Source organism: Spirillospora sp. NPDC127506 (assembly GCF_040302145.1).
Lineage (GTDB): Bacteria > Actinomycetota > Actinomycetes > Streptosporangiales > Streptosporangiaceae > Spirillospora.
The window spans coordinates 188,108-204,810 of the sequence record NZ_JBEORG010000005.1; the positions used below are offsets into that span (position 1 = coordinate 188,108).

Genomic DNA, 16,703 nt, shown 5'->3' on the forward strand with positions numbered 1-16,703 from the left:
CATGGAGGATCAGACGTGCCCATCAACGTCATGCCCAGGCCCGGAGCCCGCAAGCGGGCTCTTCTCGCCGGCGCCGTCGGACTGCTCACGGCGGCCGCCGCCCTGGTGGCGCCGTCCCCGGCCGTCGCCGCGGAGAGCACGCTGGGCGCCGCGGCCGCGCAGAGCGGCCGCTACTTCGGCACCGCCATCGCCTCGGGCCGGCTCAACGACTCGACGTACACCACGATCGCGAACCGCGAGTTCAACATGGTGACCGCCGAGAACGAGATGAAGATCGACGCCACCGAGCCCAACCGCGGCCAGTTCAACTTCAGCTCCGCCGACCGCATCTACAACTGGGCGGTCCAGAACGGCAAGCAGGTACGCGGCCACACCCTGGCCTGGCACTCCCAGCAGCCCGGCTGGATGCAGAGCCTCAGCGGCAGCAGCCTCCGCCAGGCGATGATCGACCACATCAACGGCGTCATGGCCCACTACAAGGGCAAGATCGTCCAGTGGGACGTCGTGAACGAGGCGTTCGCCGACGGCAACTCCGGCGGCCGCCGCGACTCCAACCTGCAGCGCACCGGCAACGACTGGATCGAGGTCGCCTTCCGCACCGCGCGCAACGCCGACCCGAACGCCAAGCTCTGCTACAACGACTACAACATCGAGAACTGGAACTGGGCCAAGACCCAGGGCGTGTACAACATGGTCCGCGACTTCAAGCAGCGCGGCGTGCCCATCGACTGCGTCGGCTTCCAGTCCCACTTCAACAGCGGCAGCCCCTACAACAGCAACTTCCGCACCACGCTGCAGAACTTCGCCGCCCTCGGCGTCGACGTCGCCATCACCGAACTGGACATCCAGGGCGCCTCCCCCACGACGTACGCCAACGTGGTCAACGACTGCCTGGCCGTCTCCCGCTGCCTCGGCATCACCGTCTGGGGCGTGCGCGACACCGACTCCTGGCGCTCGGACCAGACACCGCTGCTGTTCGACGGCAACGGCAACAAGAAGGCGGCCTACTCCGCCGTCCTCAACGCCCTCAACGGCGGCGGCACCTCCGAGCCCCCGCCCACCTCCGACGCCGGGACGATCAAGGGCGTCGGCTCGGGCCGCTGCCTGGACGTGCCCAACGCCAGCACCAGCGACGGCGTCCAGCTCCAGCTGTGGGACTGCCACGGCGGCACCAACCAGCAGTGGACCTACACCGACTCGCAGGAGCTCCGGGTCTACGGCAACAAGTGCCTTGACGCCGCCGGCACCGGGAACGGCACCAAGGTCCAGATCTACAGCTGCTGGGGCGGCGACAACCAGAAGTGGCGCCTGAACTCCGACGGATCGATCGTCGGCGTCCAGTCGGGCCTCTGCCTGGACGCCGCCGGCTCCGGCAACGGCACCCCGATCCAGATCTACTCCTGCTGGGGCGGCAGCAACCAGCGCTGGACCATCTCCTGACCTTCCGTCCTTCGCGGTGACGGCGGCCCTCGCGGTCGGATGCCCGCCGCGGTGATCACGGCGGGGTGGAGCCAGGAGCGCCCTGGCTCCACCCCGCCGACCATCTGTTTCAGGCGCCCCGCGGCAGGTGGGCCGGGCCGCTGAGGATCGTGGCCCCCGGCCGCCCGGAGCCGGCGCGGCAGGCGGCGAGACGCGGGGACGTGTCTCAGTTCGTCGTCCAGTGCCGGAGCTTCTCGGGGTTGCGCACCGCCCAGATGTGCTTGATCCGGTCGCCTGAGACCTCGAACGCGAACACCGTCACGATGGCGCCGCCATGCTGGGCCACGAGCCCGGGACGGCCGTTGACCGTGCGCTCCAGGATCGCCGTGCCGGCGGGCCTGTGGCCGGCGATCTCGACCCAGGCGCGCGCGATCTGCTCGCAGCCCTCGATCGGGTCCAGGAACGTGAGGGCGAGTCCGCCGCCGTCCGCGACCGCCGTGGCGTCGGGGTCGAGGAGGCCGATCAGGGCCTCGATGTCCTTGGCCTCCCACGCCTGCTTGAAGTCCCTGATGATGGCCGCCTGCCGGGCCGTCGGCGTCGCCGGGTCCTGCGATTCGCGGACGCGGCGGCGGGCCGAGGAGGCCAGCTGGCGGCACGCCGCCGGGGTGCGGCCGACGATCTCGGCCACTTCGGCGAAGGGGTGGCGGAAGACGTCGTGGAGGATGAACGCCACGCGCTCGGCCGGGGTCATCGATTCGAGGACGACCAGGAAGGCCATGTTGACCGACTCGTCCAGGGTGACCCGGTCGGCCGGGTCGGCGAACGCGTCGCCCCGCCGCCCGCTGATCCACTCCGTGCGCTCGGGCAGCGGCTCGGGGATCCACTCGCCCACGTACCGCTCGCGCCGCGCGCGTGCCGAGCCGAGCACGTCCAGGGCGATGCGGCCGGCGACCTTGGTCAGCCAGGCGCCCGGGGACTCGATGGCGCCCCGCTGCTCCCGGGGCATGGCGTACCAGCGGGCGTAGGTCTCCTGCACGACGTCCTCGGCCTCCGCAAGGGAGCCCAGGAGCCGGTAGGCGAGGTTGATCAGGTGGCGGCGCTCCCCCATCAGCGCACCGCCGCCGGAGTCGGGCCGGCTCTGCCCGGCCTCGGATCGGGTGTTCATGGTGTCGCCGGCCCCCTCAGTCGGATCTGTCCTCACCTGTTCGACGAGACAGCACGCGCAGATGTGAGGTCGGCGCGCAGCCTGACATCGCGGGGGGCTGCGTCGTCGTAGTGCCGGAGACGACCACACCGTCCAGCGACAGGGAGCGCAGAGACATCATGACCACATCGACTCCGGCATCACCGTTCACCGACCCCGCACCGGCGCAGCGCCTGGAACGTGCGGCCGCCGCACTGTCGGAACACGGCTTCGCCGTCGAGATCCTCGCCGACGCCGCCGCCGCGCGCACCCGGATCGGACAGCTGATCCCCGAGGGGGCCAGCGTGTTCACCGGGGCCAGCGAGACCCTCCGCCTGTCCGGCATCGACGACGACATCAACGCCGGCGGACGCTACGACGCCGTCAAGCCGCGCGGCCTGGGCATGGACCGGGCCACCCAGATGCGCGAGATCTGGGGGCTCCTGTCCACCCCCGACGTCATCGTGGGCAGTGCCGCCGCGGTGACCGAGACCGGCTCCCTGGTGATCGCCTCGGCCAGCGGAAGCCAGCTGCCCGGCTACGCCGGCGCCGCCGCCCACGCGATCTGGATCGTCGGGGCGCAGAAGGTCGTGCCCGACCTGCCCAGCGCGCTGCGCCGCGTCGAAGAGCACTGCCTCCCGCTGGAGAACGACCGCGCCATGAAGGTCTACGGCCAGCCCAGCGCCATCAACCGCCTCCTCGTCCTCAACGCGGAACCGGTCCCCGGACGCGGAACCGTCCTGCTCCTCCGCGAAGCCATCGGATTCTGAACCGGCGGCACCCGTCACTGAAACCCGCACGGCGGTGGCGCCGGACCAGCGCCACCGCCCCCGGGCAGTGCGGCCGTCAGGGCTCCAGGTCGGTCACGCCCTTGCCGGTCCTGGCCGGCTTCGGCATGCGCCCCGCCCGGCGCGAGCCCGTCCGCCCGTCTCCTTGAGCACCCGTCACGGCCGGGTGCTGCTCCTGCGGACGATCCTCCACGGTGCGGCCGGGGACTTCAGTGGCTCCCCGAGCGCGGCCCGCGCGCAGGCCGCGCCCTGGTCGCGGAGTGACTGCGCGACCGTGGTCAGCCCGAGCTGCGCCGCCACCGCCGCGTCGTCCCACCCGGTGACCGCCACGTCGTCCGGGACGGCGAGGCCGACGGAGCGGACGGCGCGGACGACCCCGGCGGCCTGCTGGTCGCTCATCGCGGCGATCGCATCGGGCGGTTCGGCGGAGGCCAGGAGGGCCGCCGCGATCCGCTCGGCCTCGGCCGCGTCGTTGCGCGCGCACACGGCGACGGTCACGTCCTGCCAGGCGGTGCCGGCCTCTTCGGCCGCGCGCCGGTAGCCCTCCAGCCGTTCACGCGTCACCGGGAACGAGACGTCCGTGATGGCGGCTCCGCTGGTGATCGTGCTGATGCGCTCGCGGGACAGCGGGAAGCCGACCACCGCCGGACGCCGGGCACCGGCGAAGGCGAGCGCGCCCACGGCGTGCGCCGCCGCGCGGTTGTCGATGCTCACCAGTCCCAGGCCGCCGACCGCGGGCCCTCCGTGGACGACGGCGGGACGCCTGGTCCCCCGGACGGCCGCCAGGACGGGGTCGTCGTCGGAGGTCGTCCAGACGATGAACCCGTCCACGGCGGTGTCGGTGATGCGCGGCACGTCGCCCGCGGCGCCGGTGATCGGCAGGATCGTCATGCCGTAGCCCCGGCCTGCGCAGACATCGGCGATCCCCGCCATGAACGACACCGCCTGCGGGTCGTCGAACGCGTAGCTCAGGTGCTCGCCCATCACGACGCCGAGCGTGCGGGTGCTGCCGCGGCGCAGCGACCGGGCGCTGGGATCCGGCCCGGCGTAGCCGAGCCGGGCCGCGGCGGCCAGCACCTTCGACCGGGACCGCGCCGATACGCGCTCCGGCCTGTTGTAGGCGTAGGAGGCGGTCATGACCGACACCCCGGCCAGTTCGGCCACCTGCGCGAGGGTCACCCGCCTTGAGCTCGCGGACGATGCCATGGGGTCCACCCTAGCGGGTTGTGTATCGTTACACAGATGACGTCCGCCGGATCCCCCCGCCGCCTGACCGCTTCGGCGTTCGTGGCGTTCGCCGCGTTCGGCTCGTTCTGGGGCGTGTGGGGCGGGTCGGTGCCGCGGGTGCAGCAGCAGGCCGGCGTCGGCGACGGGCAGCTCGGCCTCGCACTGCTGTTCATCGGCGCGGGGGCGCTGCCGGCGATGCCGCTGGCGGGCCGCGCGCTCGACCGGTGGGGGCCGCGGGTCTCGGCCGCGGCCATCGCCGCCCTCGGCGCCGCGGGCGCCGCGGCGGCGCCGGCCTCGGTGAACCTGGTCGGTCTGTGCGCCGCGCTCGCCCTGGTCGGCGCGGCGAGCGGAGCGGCGGACGTCGCCATGAACGCGGTCGCCGGGCGCGCCGAGAGGGCCGCGGGCCGGCCCGTCATCACCCGCGCCCACGCGGTCTTCTCCAGCCTGGTCGTCCTGGCCGGCCTCGGCACGGGGCTCGCGTCGGCCGCCTCGCTGCCGCTCGCCGCGCCGTTCCTCGCCGCCGCGGCCCTCTGCCTGGCGGCCGGCGCCGCCCTGCTCGCGCATCTGCCCGCGAGGCGCGGCGCCACTGCCGGACGCGGCCGCGCGGCCGGGCCGGCGTCGCCCGGCCGGCATGGGATCGTCCCGTTCCTGCTCGTCGGAGTGCTGGGCGCGCTGTCGTTCGCGAGCGAGAACGCCCACCAGAGCTGGAGCGCGGTCTTCGCGTATCGGGAACTGCGTTCGGGCGCGGGGCTGAGCACCGTCGCGCCCGCCGTGTTCGCCGGGACGGTCGCGATCACGCGGTTCCTGATCGGCGGCCTCGGGCCCGCCCACGCGCGCACGGTCCTGCTCTGCGGCGCGTCCGCCGCCGCGGCCGGCGCGGCCGTCATCGCCGCCGCGCCCACGCTGCTGATCGCCGGGCTGGGCCTCGCGGTCGCCGCGGCCGGCACCGCGGTGCTGTTCCCGACCCTGCTGGGCCTCGTTTCGGTGAACGTCGAGGAGGCCCGCCGCGGCCGCGCGACCTCGGTCGTGACGACGGTGTCCTACCTCGGCTTCCTCGCCGGCCCCGGCTACGTGGGGCTCTGGGCGGACGCCGTGGGCCTGCGCGGGGCCATGGTCGCGGTCGCCGCCCTCGCGGCCGCCCTGCTCGTCCTCACCCCGCCGCTGCTGCGGCTCGGCGGCGGGCGCGGCGGGGAGCCGGGCCCGCCGGACGTCAGGCGGCGCGGGCCTCGGTCTCCAAGTGCACCCCGATACGGGGCGCGTCGATGATCGAGTTGTGCACCGTGCAGTTGTCGACGGCCGCCATCAGCCCATCGGTCTCCGCGTCCGTGAGCCGCGCCGGCGGGCGCAGCCGCAGGTCGATGCGCGACACCCGGACCGGGATGGTCGGGCTCATGGCGTAGCCGGCGACGACCTCCAGCCCCGCGGTGGGCAGGCTGTGCCGGTTCAGGTAGCGCCGCGCGTAGTGGGCGGCGCAGGCGGCCAGCGACGCGACGAACAGCTCAACGGGCGTGGGGCCGACGTCCATGCCGCCCGCCGAGTACGGCTGGTCCACATGTATCACGTGGTCACGGACAAGCACGGCGAAGGCGTCGTTGTCCCGGTGGACGACCAGCATCTCCCTCATCCGGACCATCTCCTCTGCTCCTGATGACGTGTGTTCCAGTCTCCGATCCCGGGGCCCGCCGGGCGTAGTGCCGAAGGTCCCGAGCGGGGAGGACACTCGGCACCGGTGCCCGCGCGCGGACAGCGGCATTGACCTGCGATGTCAGGTGGGCGGCGCTAAGCGTCCGCTGCGGGCGGGGAGGCGGGCGGCGGCTCGGGCGGAGGTTCGGCCGGAGATCCGGGCCGCGGATCGGGCGGGGGTTCCGGTGCGGGCTCGCCGCCGCCGGCGAGCACGGAGGCGACCCGGTACACGACCGCGACGACCGGCACGGCGATGACGGCCCCCGCGACGCCCGCCAGCAGCGTCCCGGCCGTGACCGAGACGACGACCACGACCGGGTGCAGGTTCAGCGTGCGTCCCATGATCAGCGGTTGCAGGAGGTGGCTCTCGGCCTGCTGGACGGCGATCACGGCGGCGAGCACCAGCAGCGCGTCGGTGAGCCCGCCGCTGACGAAGGCGATGAGCACGGCGGCGGCCCCCGCGACGATCGCCCCGGCGAACGGGACGAACGCGGCGATGAACGTCAGCAGGGTGAGCGGCAGCGCGAACGGCACCCCGATCAGCACCAGCGCGAGGCCGATGCCGAGCGCGTCCACCAGGGCGATCAGCACGATGCCGTGCACGTAGGAGACCAGCGCCTGCCATCCGGCCCGGCCCGCCGCGTCGATCTCCGGGCGGCGGTGCGCGGGCACCAGGCGCAGGATCCAGCCCCACATGCCCATGCCGTCCTTCAGCATGAAGAACAGCAGGAACAGGGAGATCAGCGCGGCGGCCGCCACCTCCGCGGCGACGCTCGCGCTGGTCATCGGGTCGGGCGAGGCGCGCCGGGCGGCCTTGACCATGCCGTCGACGATGTTGTCCAGCTGCTGCTCGCTGATCGGCAGGGGCCCGTTGACGAGCTGGTCGCGGGCCCGGTCCAGCCCGCTGGTCAGGCCGCGGCTCATCTCCCTCCACTGCCCGGCGACCTGGTCGCCGACCAGGGTGAGCGCCCCGCCGATCGCGACGAGCAGGGTCAGCAGCCCGGAGAGCGCGGCCGCCCAGGCGGGCGCCCGCAGCCGCCGCACCAGCCGGGCCACCGGCGCCACCAGCGCGGTCAGCAGCAGCGCGGCGACGACCGCCATCGTCAGCGCCATGACCTTGAACAGGACGTAGACGGCCAGCCAGACGGCGCCGGCGACCAGCAGGAGGCACGCGGCCGCCGCCGCGGCGTTGCGCAGCGCGGACGGGACGGACTCGAATCCCCTGCCGGTGGCCATCGCGCGCCACGTACCCGGTCGTCCGGTGCGCAATCGCGCGGTAGCGTCGGACGCCATGCGGGTTCATGTGGGGTGCGCGATGTGGGCGCACGCACGGTGGCAGGGGCGGTTCCTGCCGCCGTCGCTGCCCCCCGGCGAGCGGTTGCGCGCCTACGCGAGCTGGTGCGACGCGGTGGAGGGCAACACGACCTTCTACGCGACGCCGGCGCGGAGCGCGGTGGAGTCGTGGGCGGAGCAGACCGCGCCGGACTTCCGGTTCGTCGTGAAGCTGCCGAAGACGATCACGCATGAGCGGCGGCTCGCGGGGTTCGAGGCCGACCTCCGGTCGTTCCTGTGGGCGGTGGAGCCGCTGGAGTCGCGGGCGCACGCGCTCTGGGTGCAGCTGCCCGGCTCGTTCGGCCCCGGCGACCTCGGGACGCTCGCCGGGTTCCTGCGCGGGCTGCCCGCGGCGCACCGGTATGCCGTCGAGGTGCGGCACCGGGCGTTCTTCGAGGACGCGCGGTGCGCCCGCGACCTGGAGCGGGTGCTCGGCCGGACCGGGGCCGAGTGGGTCCCGTTCGACACCACGGCGTTCTTCCGGAGCCCGCCGACCAGCGACGCCGAACGGGACGCGTGGACGAAGAAGCCGCGCGTGCCGCGCCGGTCGGCGGCGCTCACCGACCGTCCCATCGTCCGCTACCTCGGGCGGGACGACGCCGAGCGCACCGCCGAGGGCTGGCGGTTCTGGGTGGAGAAGGCCGCGGAGTGGGTGCGCGAGGGGCGCTCCCCCACCGTGTTCGTCCACACGCCGGACAACGCCGACGCGCTCGCGCTCGCGCGCCGCTTCCACGGCGAGGTGCGGGCGCTGGCGCCGGAGGTCGAGCCGCTGCCGGAGCCGGTGCCGGCCGAACCGCCCACCCTGTTCTAGGTCCCGGCTCCGGGGGCCCGGCTCCGGGTCTCGTCGTTCCGGGGCTCGTCGTTCCGGGGCTCGTCGTTCTTGGTCTCGTCGCCGGCGCCCAGCATCGCCCGGGTGGCCTCGTCGACGATGTCGCGCATGGCGCGCTCGGCGGCGTCCGCGTCCCCCGACTGGACGGCCTGCGCCACCTCCATGTGCCAGCGGATGGCGACCGGCTCGGGATGCGCGGGCATCAGGTGGTGGTGGGTGCGGCCGGCGAGGACGGCGGCGACCACGCCGCTGAGCGCGGCCATCATCTCGTTGCCGGACGCCTCCAGCAGCGTCCGGTGGAACCGGATGTCGGCGACGAGGTACGCCTCCAGGTCCCCGGACCGGCCGTGGACGGCCATGTCCATGACGGCGCCGGTCAGCGTGCCGCACTGCGCGGGCGTGGCGCGGCGGGCGGCGAGCGCGGCGGCGACCGGCTCCAGCCCGCGGCGCAGCTCGCCGAGCGAGCGCAGCTGCTCGTCGCGGCCGGGGCCGTCCAGCCGCCAGCCGATGATCTGCGGGTCGAACAGGTTCCACCGCGCCCGCTCGGCGACCGTGATGCCGACGCGGCGGCGGCTGGTCACCATGCCCATCGACTCCAGGACGCGGATCGCCTCCCGGACCACCGACCGGGAGACCCCGAACCGGGCCTCCAGCTGCTCGATCCGCAGCACCTCGCCGGCGCCCAGCGCACCGGACGTGATCATCGTGCCGAGCCGGTCGAGGACGCTGCCGTGCAGCCCCGTCTGCGCGTTGTCCACCATGACCCAATCATCACACGAAGCCTGGTGACTCCTGCATAAAGATCTGATTTTTCAGCTCTATCTCTTGTAATGAGCATGTCATTACGGTCACACTCGGGCAGTCCATCATCTTCGCCACGCTCCCGGAGGATGACGCATGCACCCGATCCTGCTGGCAGCGGCGCCGGCGGCCTCGAGCGGGCGGCTCGTGCCGGCGGCGCTCGCCGGAATCGCGCTGATCGTCGTACTCATCACCTACTTCAAGGTCCACCCCTTCCTGAGCCTCACGCTCGGCGCGCTGCTGGTCGGCGCCATCGCCGGGCTGCCCATGTCCGACACCGTCGACGCGTTCGGCAAGGGCTTCGGCGACACCGCGGCCGGCGTCGGCGCGCTCATCGCGCTCGGCGCCATGTTCGGCAAGCTGCTGGCCGACTCCGGCGGCGCCGACCAGATCGTCGACACCATCGTCGGGCGCTCCCGGCGCGCGTTCCTCCCGTGGGCGATGGCCCTCGTCGGCGCGCTGATCGGGCTGCCGATGTTCTTCGAGATCGGGCTCGTCCTGCTGATGCCGGTCATCTTCCTGGTGGCGCGCCGCTCGGGCCTGTCGCTCATCGCGGTCGGCATCCCGGCGCTGGCCGGGCTGTCGGCCATGCACGGGCTCGTCCCGCCGCACCCGGGGCCGCTCGTCGCCATCGACGCGCTCAAGGCCGACCTCGGTCTCACGCTCGGCTTCGGCGTGCTGGTCGCGATCCCGACGGTCGCGCTGTCCGGTCCGGTGTTCGCCCGCTACGCGGCCCGGTGGGTGGACGTCATGCCGCCCCGCCTCTACCTCGACGACTCCGAGGAGGAGGACGGGAAGCCCGCGGAGGACGGGAGCCCGCGGCGCCGCCCGTCCTTCCCGGTCACCCTCGCCACCGTCCTCCTGCCCGTGGTGCTGATGCTGGGCAAGGCCATCGCCGACATCGCGCTGGACGAGGGCGGCGGCGTCCGCACGGTCCTCGACAACCTCGGCACCCCGCTGATCGCGCTGCTCATCGCCGTGGTCGTCGGGATGTTCACGCTCGGCCTCGGCGCGGGCATGAACCGGCGGTCGGTCTCCGCCACGCTGGCCGAGTCGCTGCCGCCCATCGCCGGGATCCTGCTGATCGTGGCGGCCGGCGGCGGCTTCAAGCAGACGCTGATCGCGACCGGGATCGGCGAGATGGTCGCCGACTGGGTCAAGGACAGCGGGTTCTCGGTGCTGTTCCTCGCCTGGCTGGTCGCCGTCCTGATCCGGCTGGCCACCGGCTCGGCGACCGTCGCCACCGTCACCGCCGCCGGCATCCTCGCCCCGCTCACCGGCGCGCTCGACACCGGCGAGACCTCGCTGCTCGTGCTGGCGATCGGCGCCGGGTCGCTGTTCTTCTCGCACGTCAACGACGCGGGCTTCTGGCTGGTGAAGGAGTACTTCGGCCTCGGCGTCGGGCAGACCGTGAAGACGTGGTCCCTGATGGAGACCGTCATCTCCGTGTGCGGCCTGGTCTTCGTCCTGCTGCTGAACCTCGTCGTCTAGCCGGCGGACCGCGGCACCGCGGAGGGGCCCGGGGCCGGGACGTTCGGCCCTGGGCCTCCGCCGTCCGCTGGGCGATCATGGAGGGGCAGGGGTCGGGAAGGCCCGCACGGGTAGGTCAACGGCGTCCTCCGCCGGAAGGAGACAGGCCATGCTGGTCCGGGAGGCGATGACCTCGCCCGTCGTCACGATCCCGCGGACGGCCACGGTCCGCCAGGCGATCCGCGTCCTGCACGAGCACGAGATCACCGCGCTGCCGGTCGTGGACGACGCGGGCCGGCTCGCCGGAATCGTCAGCGAGATGGACCTCCTGCGCGGCGTGTTCGAGCGGGACCCGCGGGCCTTCGCCCGGCCGGTCGCGACGACGGCGAGCCCCGCACCGCGCCTGGTCGAGGAGGTCATGACCCGCGACGTGGAGACCGCGCGGCCCAACACCGACGCGGCGACCCTCGCCGACACGATGATGCGGACCCGGATCAAGAGCGTCCCCGTGCTGGACGGCGACGACATCGTCGGCATCGTCAGCCGCCGCGACCTCATCGCGATCCTCGCCCGGAGCGACGCCCGCATCCACGACGACGTGCTCGCCGCGATCGAGGAGTACGCGCCGGACGGGCGGCGCTGGGAGGTGTCGGTGCGCGACGGCGCCGTCGAGCTGCGCGGCGGCGCGGACGAGCCGGCCCGGCGGATCGCCGACATCCTCGCCCGCACCGTGCCCGGCGTCACCCGGGTCTCCATCCGGGAAGCCGGAGGGCGGGACTGATGCGCGTCATCTCCGAATCGCACCTCGCCAGCATCCTCGCGGGCCTGCCGGGGCGGCCGCGGGTCGTCGCCGGCGGCAACTTCGCCACCCCCCGCCGCGCCCTCGCCGTCCTGGACGGGGCGGCCCCCGAGTACCGGCTGTTCATGCTGAACGCGCAGGACGGGATCCCGGACCGCGACGGCGTCGAGCTGGAGACGCCGTTCGTCGGGGCGGGCATGCGCGGCCTGCCGAACCTGCGGTACTTCCCGTCGCGGCTGTCGCTCGTCCCGAACCTGCTGAAGGAGTCGCTGCCGCCCGACGTCGTCGTCCTCCAGACGTCCACGCCGCGCAACGGGACGGTGTCGCTCGGCATCGAGGTCAACATCCTGCCCGCGGCCGTCGAGGCGGTGCGCGCCCGCGGCGGGCTGGTGATCGCCCAGCTCAACCCGCGGATGCCGTACACCTTCGGGGACGCCGTGATGGCGGTGGACGAGATCGACTACGCGATCGAGTCGGACGAGCCGCTCGCGAGCCCCGTGCCGCGTCCGCCCGGAGACGTCGCCCGCGAGATCGGGGCCAGGGTGGCGGGGCTCGTCCCCGAGCGGGGGACGCTGCAGCTCGGCATCGGCGCCGTCCCGGACGCGGTGCTCGCCTCGCTGCTCGACCGCCGCGGCCTCGGCATCTGGTCGGAGATGTTCAGCGACGGGGTGCTCGCGCTGGAGAAGGCGGGGGCGCTCGATCCCGACACGCCGATCACCGCCTCGTTCGCGTTCGGCGGCGAGGAGCTCTACGACTGGGCGGACTGCAACGAGCGCGTCCGGATGCTGCGCACCGAGAAGACCAACGACCCGAGCCTGATCGCGCGGCGGCCCCGGCTCGTGTCGGTGAACTCCGCGCTGCAGGTCGACCTGTACGCGCAGGCCAACGCCAGCCGGGTGCGCGGGGTGATCTACTCGGGGTTCGGCGGGCAGACCGACTTCGTGGTGGGCGCGCTGCACTCCCCCGGCGGCCGGGCGGTCATCGCGCTGCCGTCGTGGCATCCGAAGGCGGACGTGTCCACGGTCATCCCGCGGCTGTCCGGGCCGGTCACCTCGTTCCAGCACAGCTTCATCGTCAGCGAGCAGGGCACCGCCGCCATCTGGGGCCGCGACTCGGTGTCGCAGGCCCAGCAGATCGTGGACCTGGTGGCGCACCCGTCGGCCCGCGACGAGCTGCGCGAGCAGGGGCGCGAGCTGGGCTTCCCGCTGCGCTGACGGCGCCGCGCCGGCGCCGGCCTACCCGGCGGCCTTGGCCCGCGCCTTCGCCTTCCCCGCCTTCTTCTTCCCGTTCTTCGGGCCCTTCGCGTCCTTGCCGGCCTTGCCGTTCTTCCCGGCGTCCTTCTTGCCGTTCTTCGCGGCCTTCGCAGCCGGGACGGCCGCCGCGTCCCTGTCGGACGCCTTCTGGCCGGACGCCTTCCGGCCGGACCCCTTCTTCCCCCCGGCGTTCTTCCCGGCCTTCTTGCCGTCCTTCTTGCCGGTCTTCTTCGGCGCCGGCGCCTCGACCGGGGCCGCCACCACCGCCTCCGGCGCCGGCTCACCGGCCGCCTCGACCGCCGCGGCGGAGGCGGCGGGCGCGCTCCCGGCGACGCGGTTGCGGAACGTCTGCCCGGACCGGAACCGCGGCACCTGCCCGGCGGGCACCTCGACCGGCAGGCCGGTGCGCGGGTTGCGGGCGCTGCGGGCCGGGCGGGCCAGGCTGTCGAACGTCCCGAACCCGGTGACGGTGACGCGCTCCCCGGCGGACACCCGCTCCATCACCGTGTCGAACACGGCGTCCACATGCCGGCGCGCGACGGACTCGTCGCTTCCCGCACGCTCCGCCACGATCCTGACCAGTTCACTCCGGTTCATGCGCCATGCCCTCCACTGTGGCGATCTGTGGCGCTCAGCGTAATGCGGCGGGGCGGCCGGGACCCGGCAATCGGCGTCCCGGCCAGCGTGTCCTTGCCGCTTCAGCCGGGACCGGCCGGCGCGTCCGGGCGGTCGCGCAGGTGCCGCAGCAGGATGGCCAGGTCGAGCCGCCGCCGCCCGCCGGGGTCGGCGAGCGAGAACCCGAGCTTCGACTCGGCGTGCGCGAGCCGCGCGGCGATCGTGCTGTGGTGCCGGTGCACCCGCGCGGCGGCCCCGCGGGCGGACCCGGCGGCGCAGAACGCGGCCAGGACGGCGAGCGTCCCGGCCCCGTTCGGCTCGGCGGCGAGCCGGTCGAGCGCGGCCACGTCGGCGACGCCGGCGATGTCCTCGGCCCGCATCCGCGCGGCGATGACCGCGAGCGCCCCGAGCCCGTCGTGGCGGACGACGTCCGCGCCGAGCCCGGTGAAGCGCAGGGCGGTGCGGGCCTGCCGCCAGGACGCGGGCGCCTCGATCGCGGGCACCCCGCTGCCGACTCCCACCCGGAGACCGGGCGGGAACCGGTCCGGCAGGCCCTTCGTGAGGACGGCGCGGACGCGTCCGAGCGACACCGCGTGCGCACCCGGAAAGGCGTCCGCGGCCTTGTCGCCTTTAACCGCAAGGTCGCCTGCAACGGCGAGGTCGCCTTCGACGGCGAGGACGTGCACCCGGTCGTCCGGTCCGACGCGCAGCAGGCGAAGCGCCCGCGACCGTTCGAGCTCCCCGGCGTCCTCCGAGAGGACCAGCTCGACGAGCCCGCCGTCCCCCGGCGGCGGCACCGCCTCCAGCAGCAGGCCGGCGGCGATCGCGAACCGCTCCAGCACGATCTCGTCGAGCGGAAGGGGCTCGTCCCTCCCCAGCCACACCCGCCCCGTCTCCGAGAACTCCCGGACCAGGCCGCCGGAGAACGGGTCGGCGCCGGGAGGCTCGTGGAGGGCGAGGCCCAGGGCGGTGTCGGCGAGGCCGGCCGGGCATCCGGCGAGGCGGGCGGTCTCCCGCACGAGGGTCCGCGGGCTCGCCTTCGCCGCGATCAGCGCGTCGAAGAAGCCGATCACCCGGACGGCGTTCTCCGCGTCGGCGTCCAGCGCCGACAGCCGCAGGAGCAGGCCCTTCATGGGGGCAGCGTACGGCACCCGACGATCGGCGGCCCGCGGGCCGTTCTGCCCGGCGGACGGCGGGTGGGCAGGACGGACCGCAGGCCCGACACTGGTGTCGCCGGCCGCACGAAAGGAGCCCTGGTGACCTACGCCTACGACCCGGAACTCGTCCCGTGGATCTCGATGATCCCGCACCTCTCGATCGCCGACATCCAGAAGGCGCGCCGGGAGGAAGGGGACCAGTTCTGGGAGGAGCCGGCGTACGAGCCGCCCGTCCCGGTCGAGACCCGCGACCTCGCCGTGCCGGGCCCGCGGGACGCGCCGGACGTCCCCGTCCGGATCTACCGGCCGGCGGGCCGCGCCGGCGTCCTGCCCGGCCTCGTCTACATCCACGGCGGCGGGTTCGTCCTCGGCAGCGTCGACCTCTACCACGACGACGCGACCGCCATCGCGGCCGAGGCCGGCGCCGCGGTCGTGTCGGTCGAGTACCGGCTCGCCCCCGAGCACCCCTTCCCCGCCGGCCTCGAAGACTGCTACGCCGCGCTGAGCTGGACCGCCTCCCACGCGGGCGACCTCGGCATCGACCCGGGCCGGCTCGCGGTCGGCGGCGAGAGCGCCGGCGGGGGCCTGTCCGCCGCGGTCGCGCTGCTCGCCCGCGACCGCGGCGGCCCGGCCCTGTGCTTCCAGTTCCTCGGCATCCCCGAACTGGACGACCGGCTCGACACCCCGTCCATGCGCGCCTACACCGACACGCCCATCTGGCACCGGCCCAACGCCGAGCTGAGCTGGGACTACTACCTCGGCGAGGGCGTCCGCGGCACCGCCGGCGTCTCCCCGTACGCGGCGCCGGCCCGCGCGGAGGACCTGTCCGGGCTCCCGCCCGCCTACATCACCACCTGCGAGTTCGACCCGCTGCGCGACGAGGGCCTGGACTACGGGCGGCGGCTGATCCAGGCGGGCGTCCCGACCGAGATGCACCACTATCCGGGCACCTTCCACGGCTCCACCATCGTGCGCGGCGCGGCCGTGGCGAAGCGCATGAACGCCGACCGCGCCGACGCCCTCCGCCGCGCCCTCCACCCCGCCGGCTAGCGGCCCGCGCGGGAACCTCAGAGCTCCAGGACGAGGCGGGGCCCGCGGGCGCGCGACACGCAGATCATCATGAAGCCGCCGTCCGCGCGCTCCGCCTCCGTCAGCACGGAATCGCGATGGTCGGGCTCGCCCTCCAGAACCCCGGTCTCGCACGTCCCGCACGTGCCCTCGCGGCAGGACGACAGGACGCTGACGCCCGCCTTCTCCACGGTCTCCAGGATCGAGCATCCGGGTTCGACCCGCAGGGTGCGGCCGCTGAGCGCCAGCTCGACCTCGAACGCCTCGTCCGGCCCCGTGACCGGTTTCGGGGAGAACCGCTCGGTGCGCAGCGCCCCCGGCGCCAGCGCGGCGCACCGCTCCTCGGCGGCCGCGAGCATCGGCTCCGGGCCGCAGCAGTACACCAGCGCGTCCGGCTCGGTGCCGGACAGGATGCCGTCGAGGTCGAGCAGGCCGAACTCGTCCTGCGGACGCAGCTCCACCCGCTCGCCGTACCGCGACAGCTCGTCCGCGAACGCCATGGCGGCGCGGCGCCGCCCGCCGTAGTGCAGCCGCCAGTCGGCGCCCGCCGCCTCGGCCGCGGCGACCATCGGCAGGATCGGGGTGATGCCGATGCCGCCGGCGAGGAACACGTAGCGGGGGGCGTCCTCCAGCGCGAAGTTGTTCCGCGGGCCCCGCACCGTCAGCCGGTCCCCCGGCCGGACGCGCTCGTGCACGACCGTGGACCCCGGCCCCTCCTTCAGGACGGCGATCCGCCACGTCCGCGAATCGTCCGGGTCGCCGCACAGCGAGTACTGCCGGACGAGCCCCTCCCCGAGCAGCACGTCGATGTGCGCCCCGGGCCGCCAGCCCGGCAGATCGCCCCCGCCGGCCGCCCGCAGCGTCAACCCGACGACACCGTCGGCGAGCACCGCCCTGCCGTCGACGACGACCTCGGTCTCCGCGTCCCCACCAGGCGACACTCGATCAGGCGACACCCGCGACTCCACCTCCCAGCTCGGCCGCCCGCGACGTCCCTCCACCGCGCCCGCGGGCCGTCCTCGGCCGCTCGCCGGGCGCCTGCCGCGCCGCGACGGCCGGTCCGTCCGTCCTCCCGACCT

General features: G+C 74.2%; 16 protein-coding genes. 8 read left to right on the forward strand and 8 right to left on the reverse strand.

Annotated features, from left to right (window positions below; all coding sequences use genetic code 11):
- Nucleotides 1–15: 15 nt before the first annotated feature.
- Nucleotides 16–1,440, forward strand: coding sequence for an endo-1,4-beta-xylanase (locus ABTW95_RS08105; RefSeq protein WP_396454389.1), 1,425 nt, complete (start codon nt 16–18; stop codon nt 1,438–1,440).
- Nucleotides 1,441–1,645: 205 nt separating this feature from the next.
- Here the strand turns inward: ABTW95_RS08105 and sigJ are convergent, their stop codons facing one another.
- On the reverse strand, nt 1,646–2,584 hold the full coding sequence (sigJ, locus tag ABTW95_RS08110; RefSeq protein ID WP_396454390.1) for an RNA polymerase sigma factor SigJ: 939 nt from the start codon (nt 2,582–2,584) through the stop codon (nt 1,646–1,648).
- Nucleotides 2,585–2,742: 158 nt separating this feature from the next.
- Here sigJ and ABTW95_RS08115 point away from each other — a divergent pair, with 158 nt between their 5' ends.
- Nucleotides 2,743–3,372: an LUD domain-containing protein gene (locus tag ABTW95_RS08115; RefSeq protein WP_396448637.1), complete on the forward strand. Its 630-nt coding sequence runs from the start codon at nt 2,743–2,745 to the stop codon at nt 3,370–3,372.
- Between the two features lie 174 nt (nt 3,373–3,546).
- Here ABTW95_RS08115 and ABTW95_RS08120 read toward each other — a convergent pair whose 3' ends face one another.
- A complete protein-coding gene (locus tag ABTW95_RS08120) occupies nt 3,547–4,596 on the reverse strand; it encodes a LacI family DNA-binding transcriptional regulator (RefSeq protein WP_396448638.1) in 1,050 nt (349 codons plus the stop codon).
- A 36-nt stretch (nt 4,597–4,632) separates the two neighbouring features.
- Here ABTW95_RS08120 and ABTW95_RS08125 point away from each other — a divergent pair, with 36 nt between their 5' ends.
- The gene (locus ABTW95_RS08125) at nt 4,633–5,883 is read left to right on the forward strand and encodes an MFS transporter (RefSeq protein WP_396448639.1); all 1,251 of its coding nucleotides are present in this window, start codon (nt 4,633–4,635) and stop codon (nt 5,881–5,883) included.
- On the opposite strand, the gene ABTW95_RS08130 is transcribed toward ABTW95_RS08125, so the two are convergent.
- Nucleotides 5,828–6,241 carry an OsmC family protein gene (locus ABTW95_RS08130; protein ID WP_396448640.1) on the reverse strand — a complete coding sequence of 138 codons (414 nt, stop codon included), beginning with the start codon at nt 6,239–6,241 and terminating at the stop codon, nt 5,828–5,830. The genes ABTW95_RS08125 and ABTW95_RS08130 overlap by 56 nt on opposite strands.
- A 155-nt stretch (nt 6,242–6,396) precedes the next feature.
- A complete protein-coding gene (locus tag ABTW95_RS08135) occupies nt 6,397–7,536 on the reverse strand; it encodes an AI-2E family transporter (protein WP_396448641.1) in 1,140 nt (379 codons plus the stop codon).
- A gap of 55 nt (nt 7,537–7,591) precedes the next feature.
- Between ABTW95_RS08135 and ABTW95_RS08140 the strand changes: the two genes are divergently transcribed.
- Nucleotides 7,592–8,443 (forward strand): DUF72 domain-containing protein, encoded by an 852-nt coding sequence (locus tag ABTW95_RS08140; RefSeq protein WP_396448642.1) that lies wholly within the window; start codon nt 7,592–7,594, stop codon nt 8,441–8,443.
- Here ABTW95_RS08140 and ABTW95_RS08145 read toward each other — a convergent pair.
- Nucleotides 8,440–9,222, reverse strand: coding sequence for a FadR/GntR family transcriptional regulator (locus ABTW95_RS08145; protein ID WP_396448643.1), 783 nt, complete (start codon nt 9,220–9,222; stop codon nt 8,440–8,442). The genes ABTW95_RS08140 and ABTW95_RS08145 overlap by 4 nt on opposite strands.
- Before the next feature lie 136 nt (nt 9,223–9,358).
- On the opposite strand from ABTW95_RS08145, the gene ABTW95_RS08150 reads away from it, so the two are divergent.
- The 3 genes from ABTW95_RS08150 to ABTW95_RS08160 all read left to right on the forward strand — a co-directional run bounded on the left by ABTW95_RS08150 (nt 9,359) and on the right by ABTW95_RS08160 (nt 12,745).
- Nucleotides 9,359–10,753 carry a GntP family permease gene (locus tag ABTW95_RS08150; protein ID WP_396448644.1) on the forward strand — a complete coding sequence of 465 codons (1,395 nt, stop codon included), beginning with the start codon at nt 9,359–9,361 and terminating at the stop codon, nt 10,751–10,753.
- Between the two features lie 148 nt (nt 10,754–10,901).
- The gene (locus ABTW95_RS08155) at nt 10,902–11,513 is read left to right on the forward strand and encodes a CBS domain-containing protein (RefSeq protein WP_396448645.1); all 612 of its coding nucleotides are present in this window, start codon (nt 10,902–10,904) and stop codon (nt 11,511–11,513) included.
- Entirely contained in the window at nt 11,513–12,745 is a 1,233-nt protein-coding gene (locus ABTW95_RS08160) for an acetyl-CoA hydrolase/transferase family protein (protein ID WP_500225607.1), read from the forward strand. The genes ABTW95_RS08155 and ABTW95_RS08160 overlap by 1 nt, the downstream gene beginning before the upstream one ends.
- Before the next feature lie 21 nt (nt 12,746–12,766).
- Here ABTW95_RS08160 and ABTW95_RS08165 read toward each other — a convergent pair whose 3' ends face one another.
- Entirely contained in the window at nt 12,767–13,381 is a 615-nt protein-coding gene (locus tag ABTW95_RS08165) for an HU family DNA-binding protein (RefSeq protein ID WP_500225609.1), read from the reverse strand.
- A gap of 101 nt (nt 13,382–13,482) precedes the next feature.
- On the reverse strand, nt 13,483–14,532 hold the full coding sequence (locus ABTW95_RS08170; RefSeq protein WP_396454393.1) for a helix-turn-helix domain-containing protein: 1,050 nt from the start codon (nt 14,530–14,532) through the stop codon (nt 13,483–13,485).
- A gap of 123 nt (nt 14,533–14,655) precedes the next feature.
- Between ABTW95_RS08170 and ABTW95_RS08175 the strand changes: the two genes are divergently transcribed.
- The gene (locus ABTW95_RS08175; protein ID WP_396448649.1) at nt 14,656–15,606 is read left to right on the forward strand and encodes an alpha/beta hydrolase; all 951 of its coding nucleotides are present in this window, start codon (nt 14,656–14,658) and stop codon (nt 15,604–15,606) included.
- A 17-nt stretch (nt 15,607–15,623) separates the two neighbouring features.
- Here ABTW95_RS08175 and ABTW95_RS08180 read toward each other — a convergent pair whose 3' ends face one another.
- Nucleotides 15,624–16,580, reverse strand: a complete 957-nt coding sequence (locus ABTW95_RS08180; RefSeq protein ID WP_500225612.1) for a PDR/VanB family oxidoreductase — start codon at nt 16,578–16,580, stop codon at nt 15,624–15,626.
- Between the last annotated feature and the right edge of the window lie 123 nt (nt 16,581–16,703).

Excerpts from the sequence above, each read along its gene's own strand:
- ABTW95_RS08125 (WP_396448639.1), top strand. The coding sequence starts at position 4,633 with ATGACGTCCGCCGGATCCCCCCGCCGCCTGACCGCTTCGGCGTTCGTG.
- ABTW95_RS08150 (WP_396448644.1), top strand. The coding sequence starts at position 9,359 with ATGCACCCGATCCTGCTGGCAGCGGCGCCGGCGGCCTCGAGCGGGCGG.
- ABTW95_RS08145 (WP_396448643.1), bottom strand. The coding sequence starts at position 9,222 with ATGGTGGACAACGCGCAGACGGGGCTGCACGGCAGCGTCCTCGACCGG.
- ABTW95_RS08120 (WP_396448638.1), bottom strand. The coding sequence starts at position 4,596 with ATGGCATCGTCCGCGAGCTCAAGGCGGGTGACCCTCGCGCAGGTGGCC.
- ABTW95_RS08115 (WP_396448637.1), top strand. The coding sequence starts at position 2,743 with ATGACCACATCGACTCCGGCATCACCGTTCACCGACCCCGCACCGGCG.
- ABTW95_RS08170 (WP_396454393.1), bottom strand. The coding sequence starts at position 14,532 with ATGAAGGGCCTGCTCCTGCGGCTGTCGGCGCTGGACGCCGACGCGGAG.
- ABTW95_RS08140 (WP_396448642.1), top strand. The coding sequence starts at position 7,592 with ATGCGGGTTCATGTGGGGTGCGCGATGTGGGCGCACGCACGGTGGCAG.
- ABTW95_RS08160 (WP_500225607.1), top strand. The coding sequence starts at position 11,513 with ATGCGCGTCATCTCCGAATCGCACCTCGCCAGCATCCTCGCGGGCCTG.
- ABTW95_RS08135 (WP_396448641.1), bottom strand. The coding sequence starts at position 7,536 with ATGGCCACCGGCAGGGGATTCGAGTCCGTCCCGTCCGCGCTGCGCAAC.
- ABTW95_RS08165 (WP_500225609.1), bottom strand. The coding sequence starts at position 13,381 with ATGAACCGGAGTGAACTGGTCAGGATCGTGGCGGAGCGTGCGGGAAGC.
- ABTW95_RS08130 (WP_396448640.1), bottom strand. The coding sequence starts at position 6,241 with ATGAGGGAGATGCTGGTCGTCCACCGGGACAACGACGCCTTCGCCGTG.
- sigJ (WP_396454390.1), bottom strand. The coding sequence starts at position 2,584 with ATGAACACCCGATCCGAGGCCGGGCAGAGCCGGCCCGACTCCGGCGGC.
- ABTW95_RS08155 (WP_396448645.1), top strand. The coding sequence starts at position 10,902 with ATGCTGGTCCGGGAGGCGATGACCTCGCCCGTCGTCACGATCCCGCGG.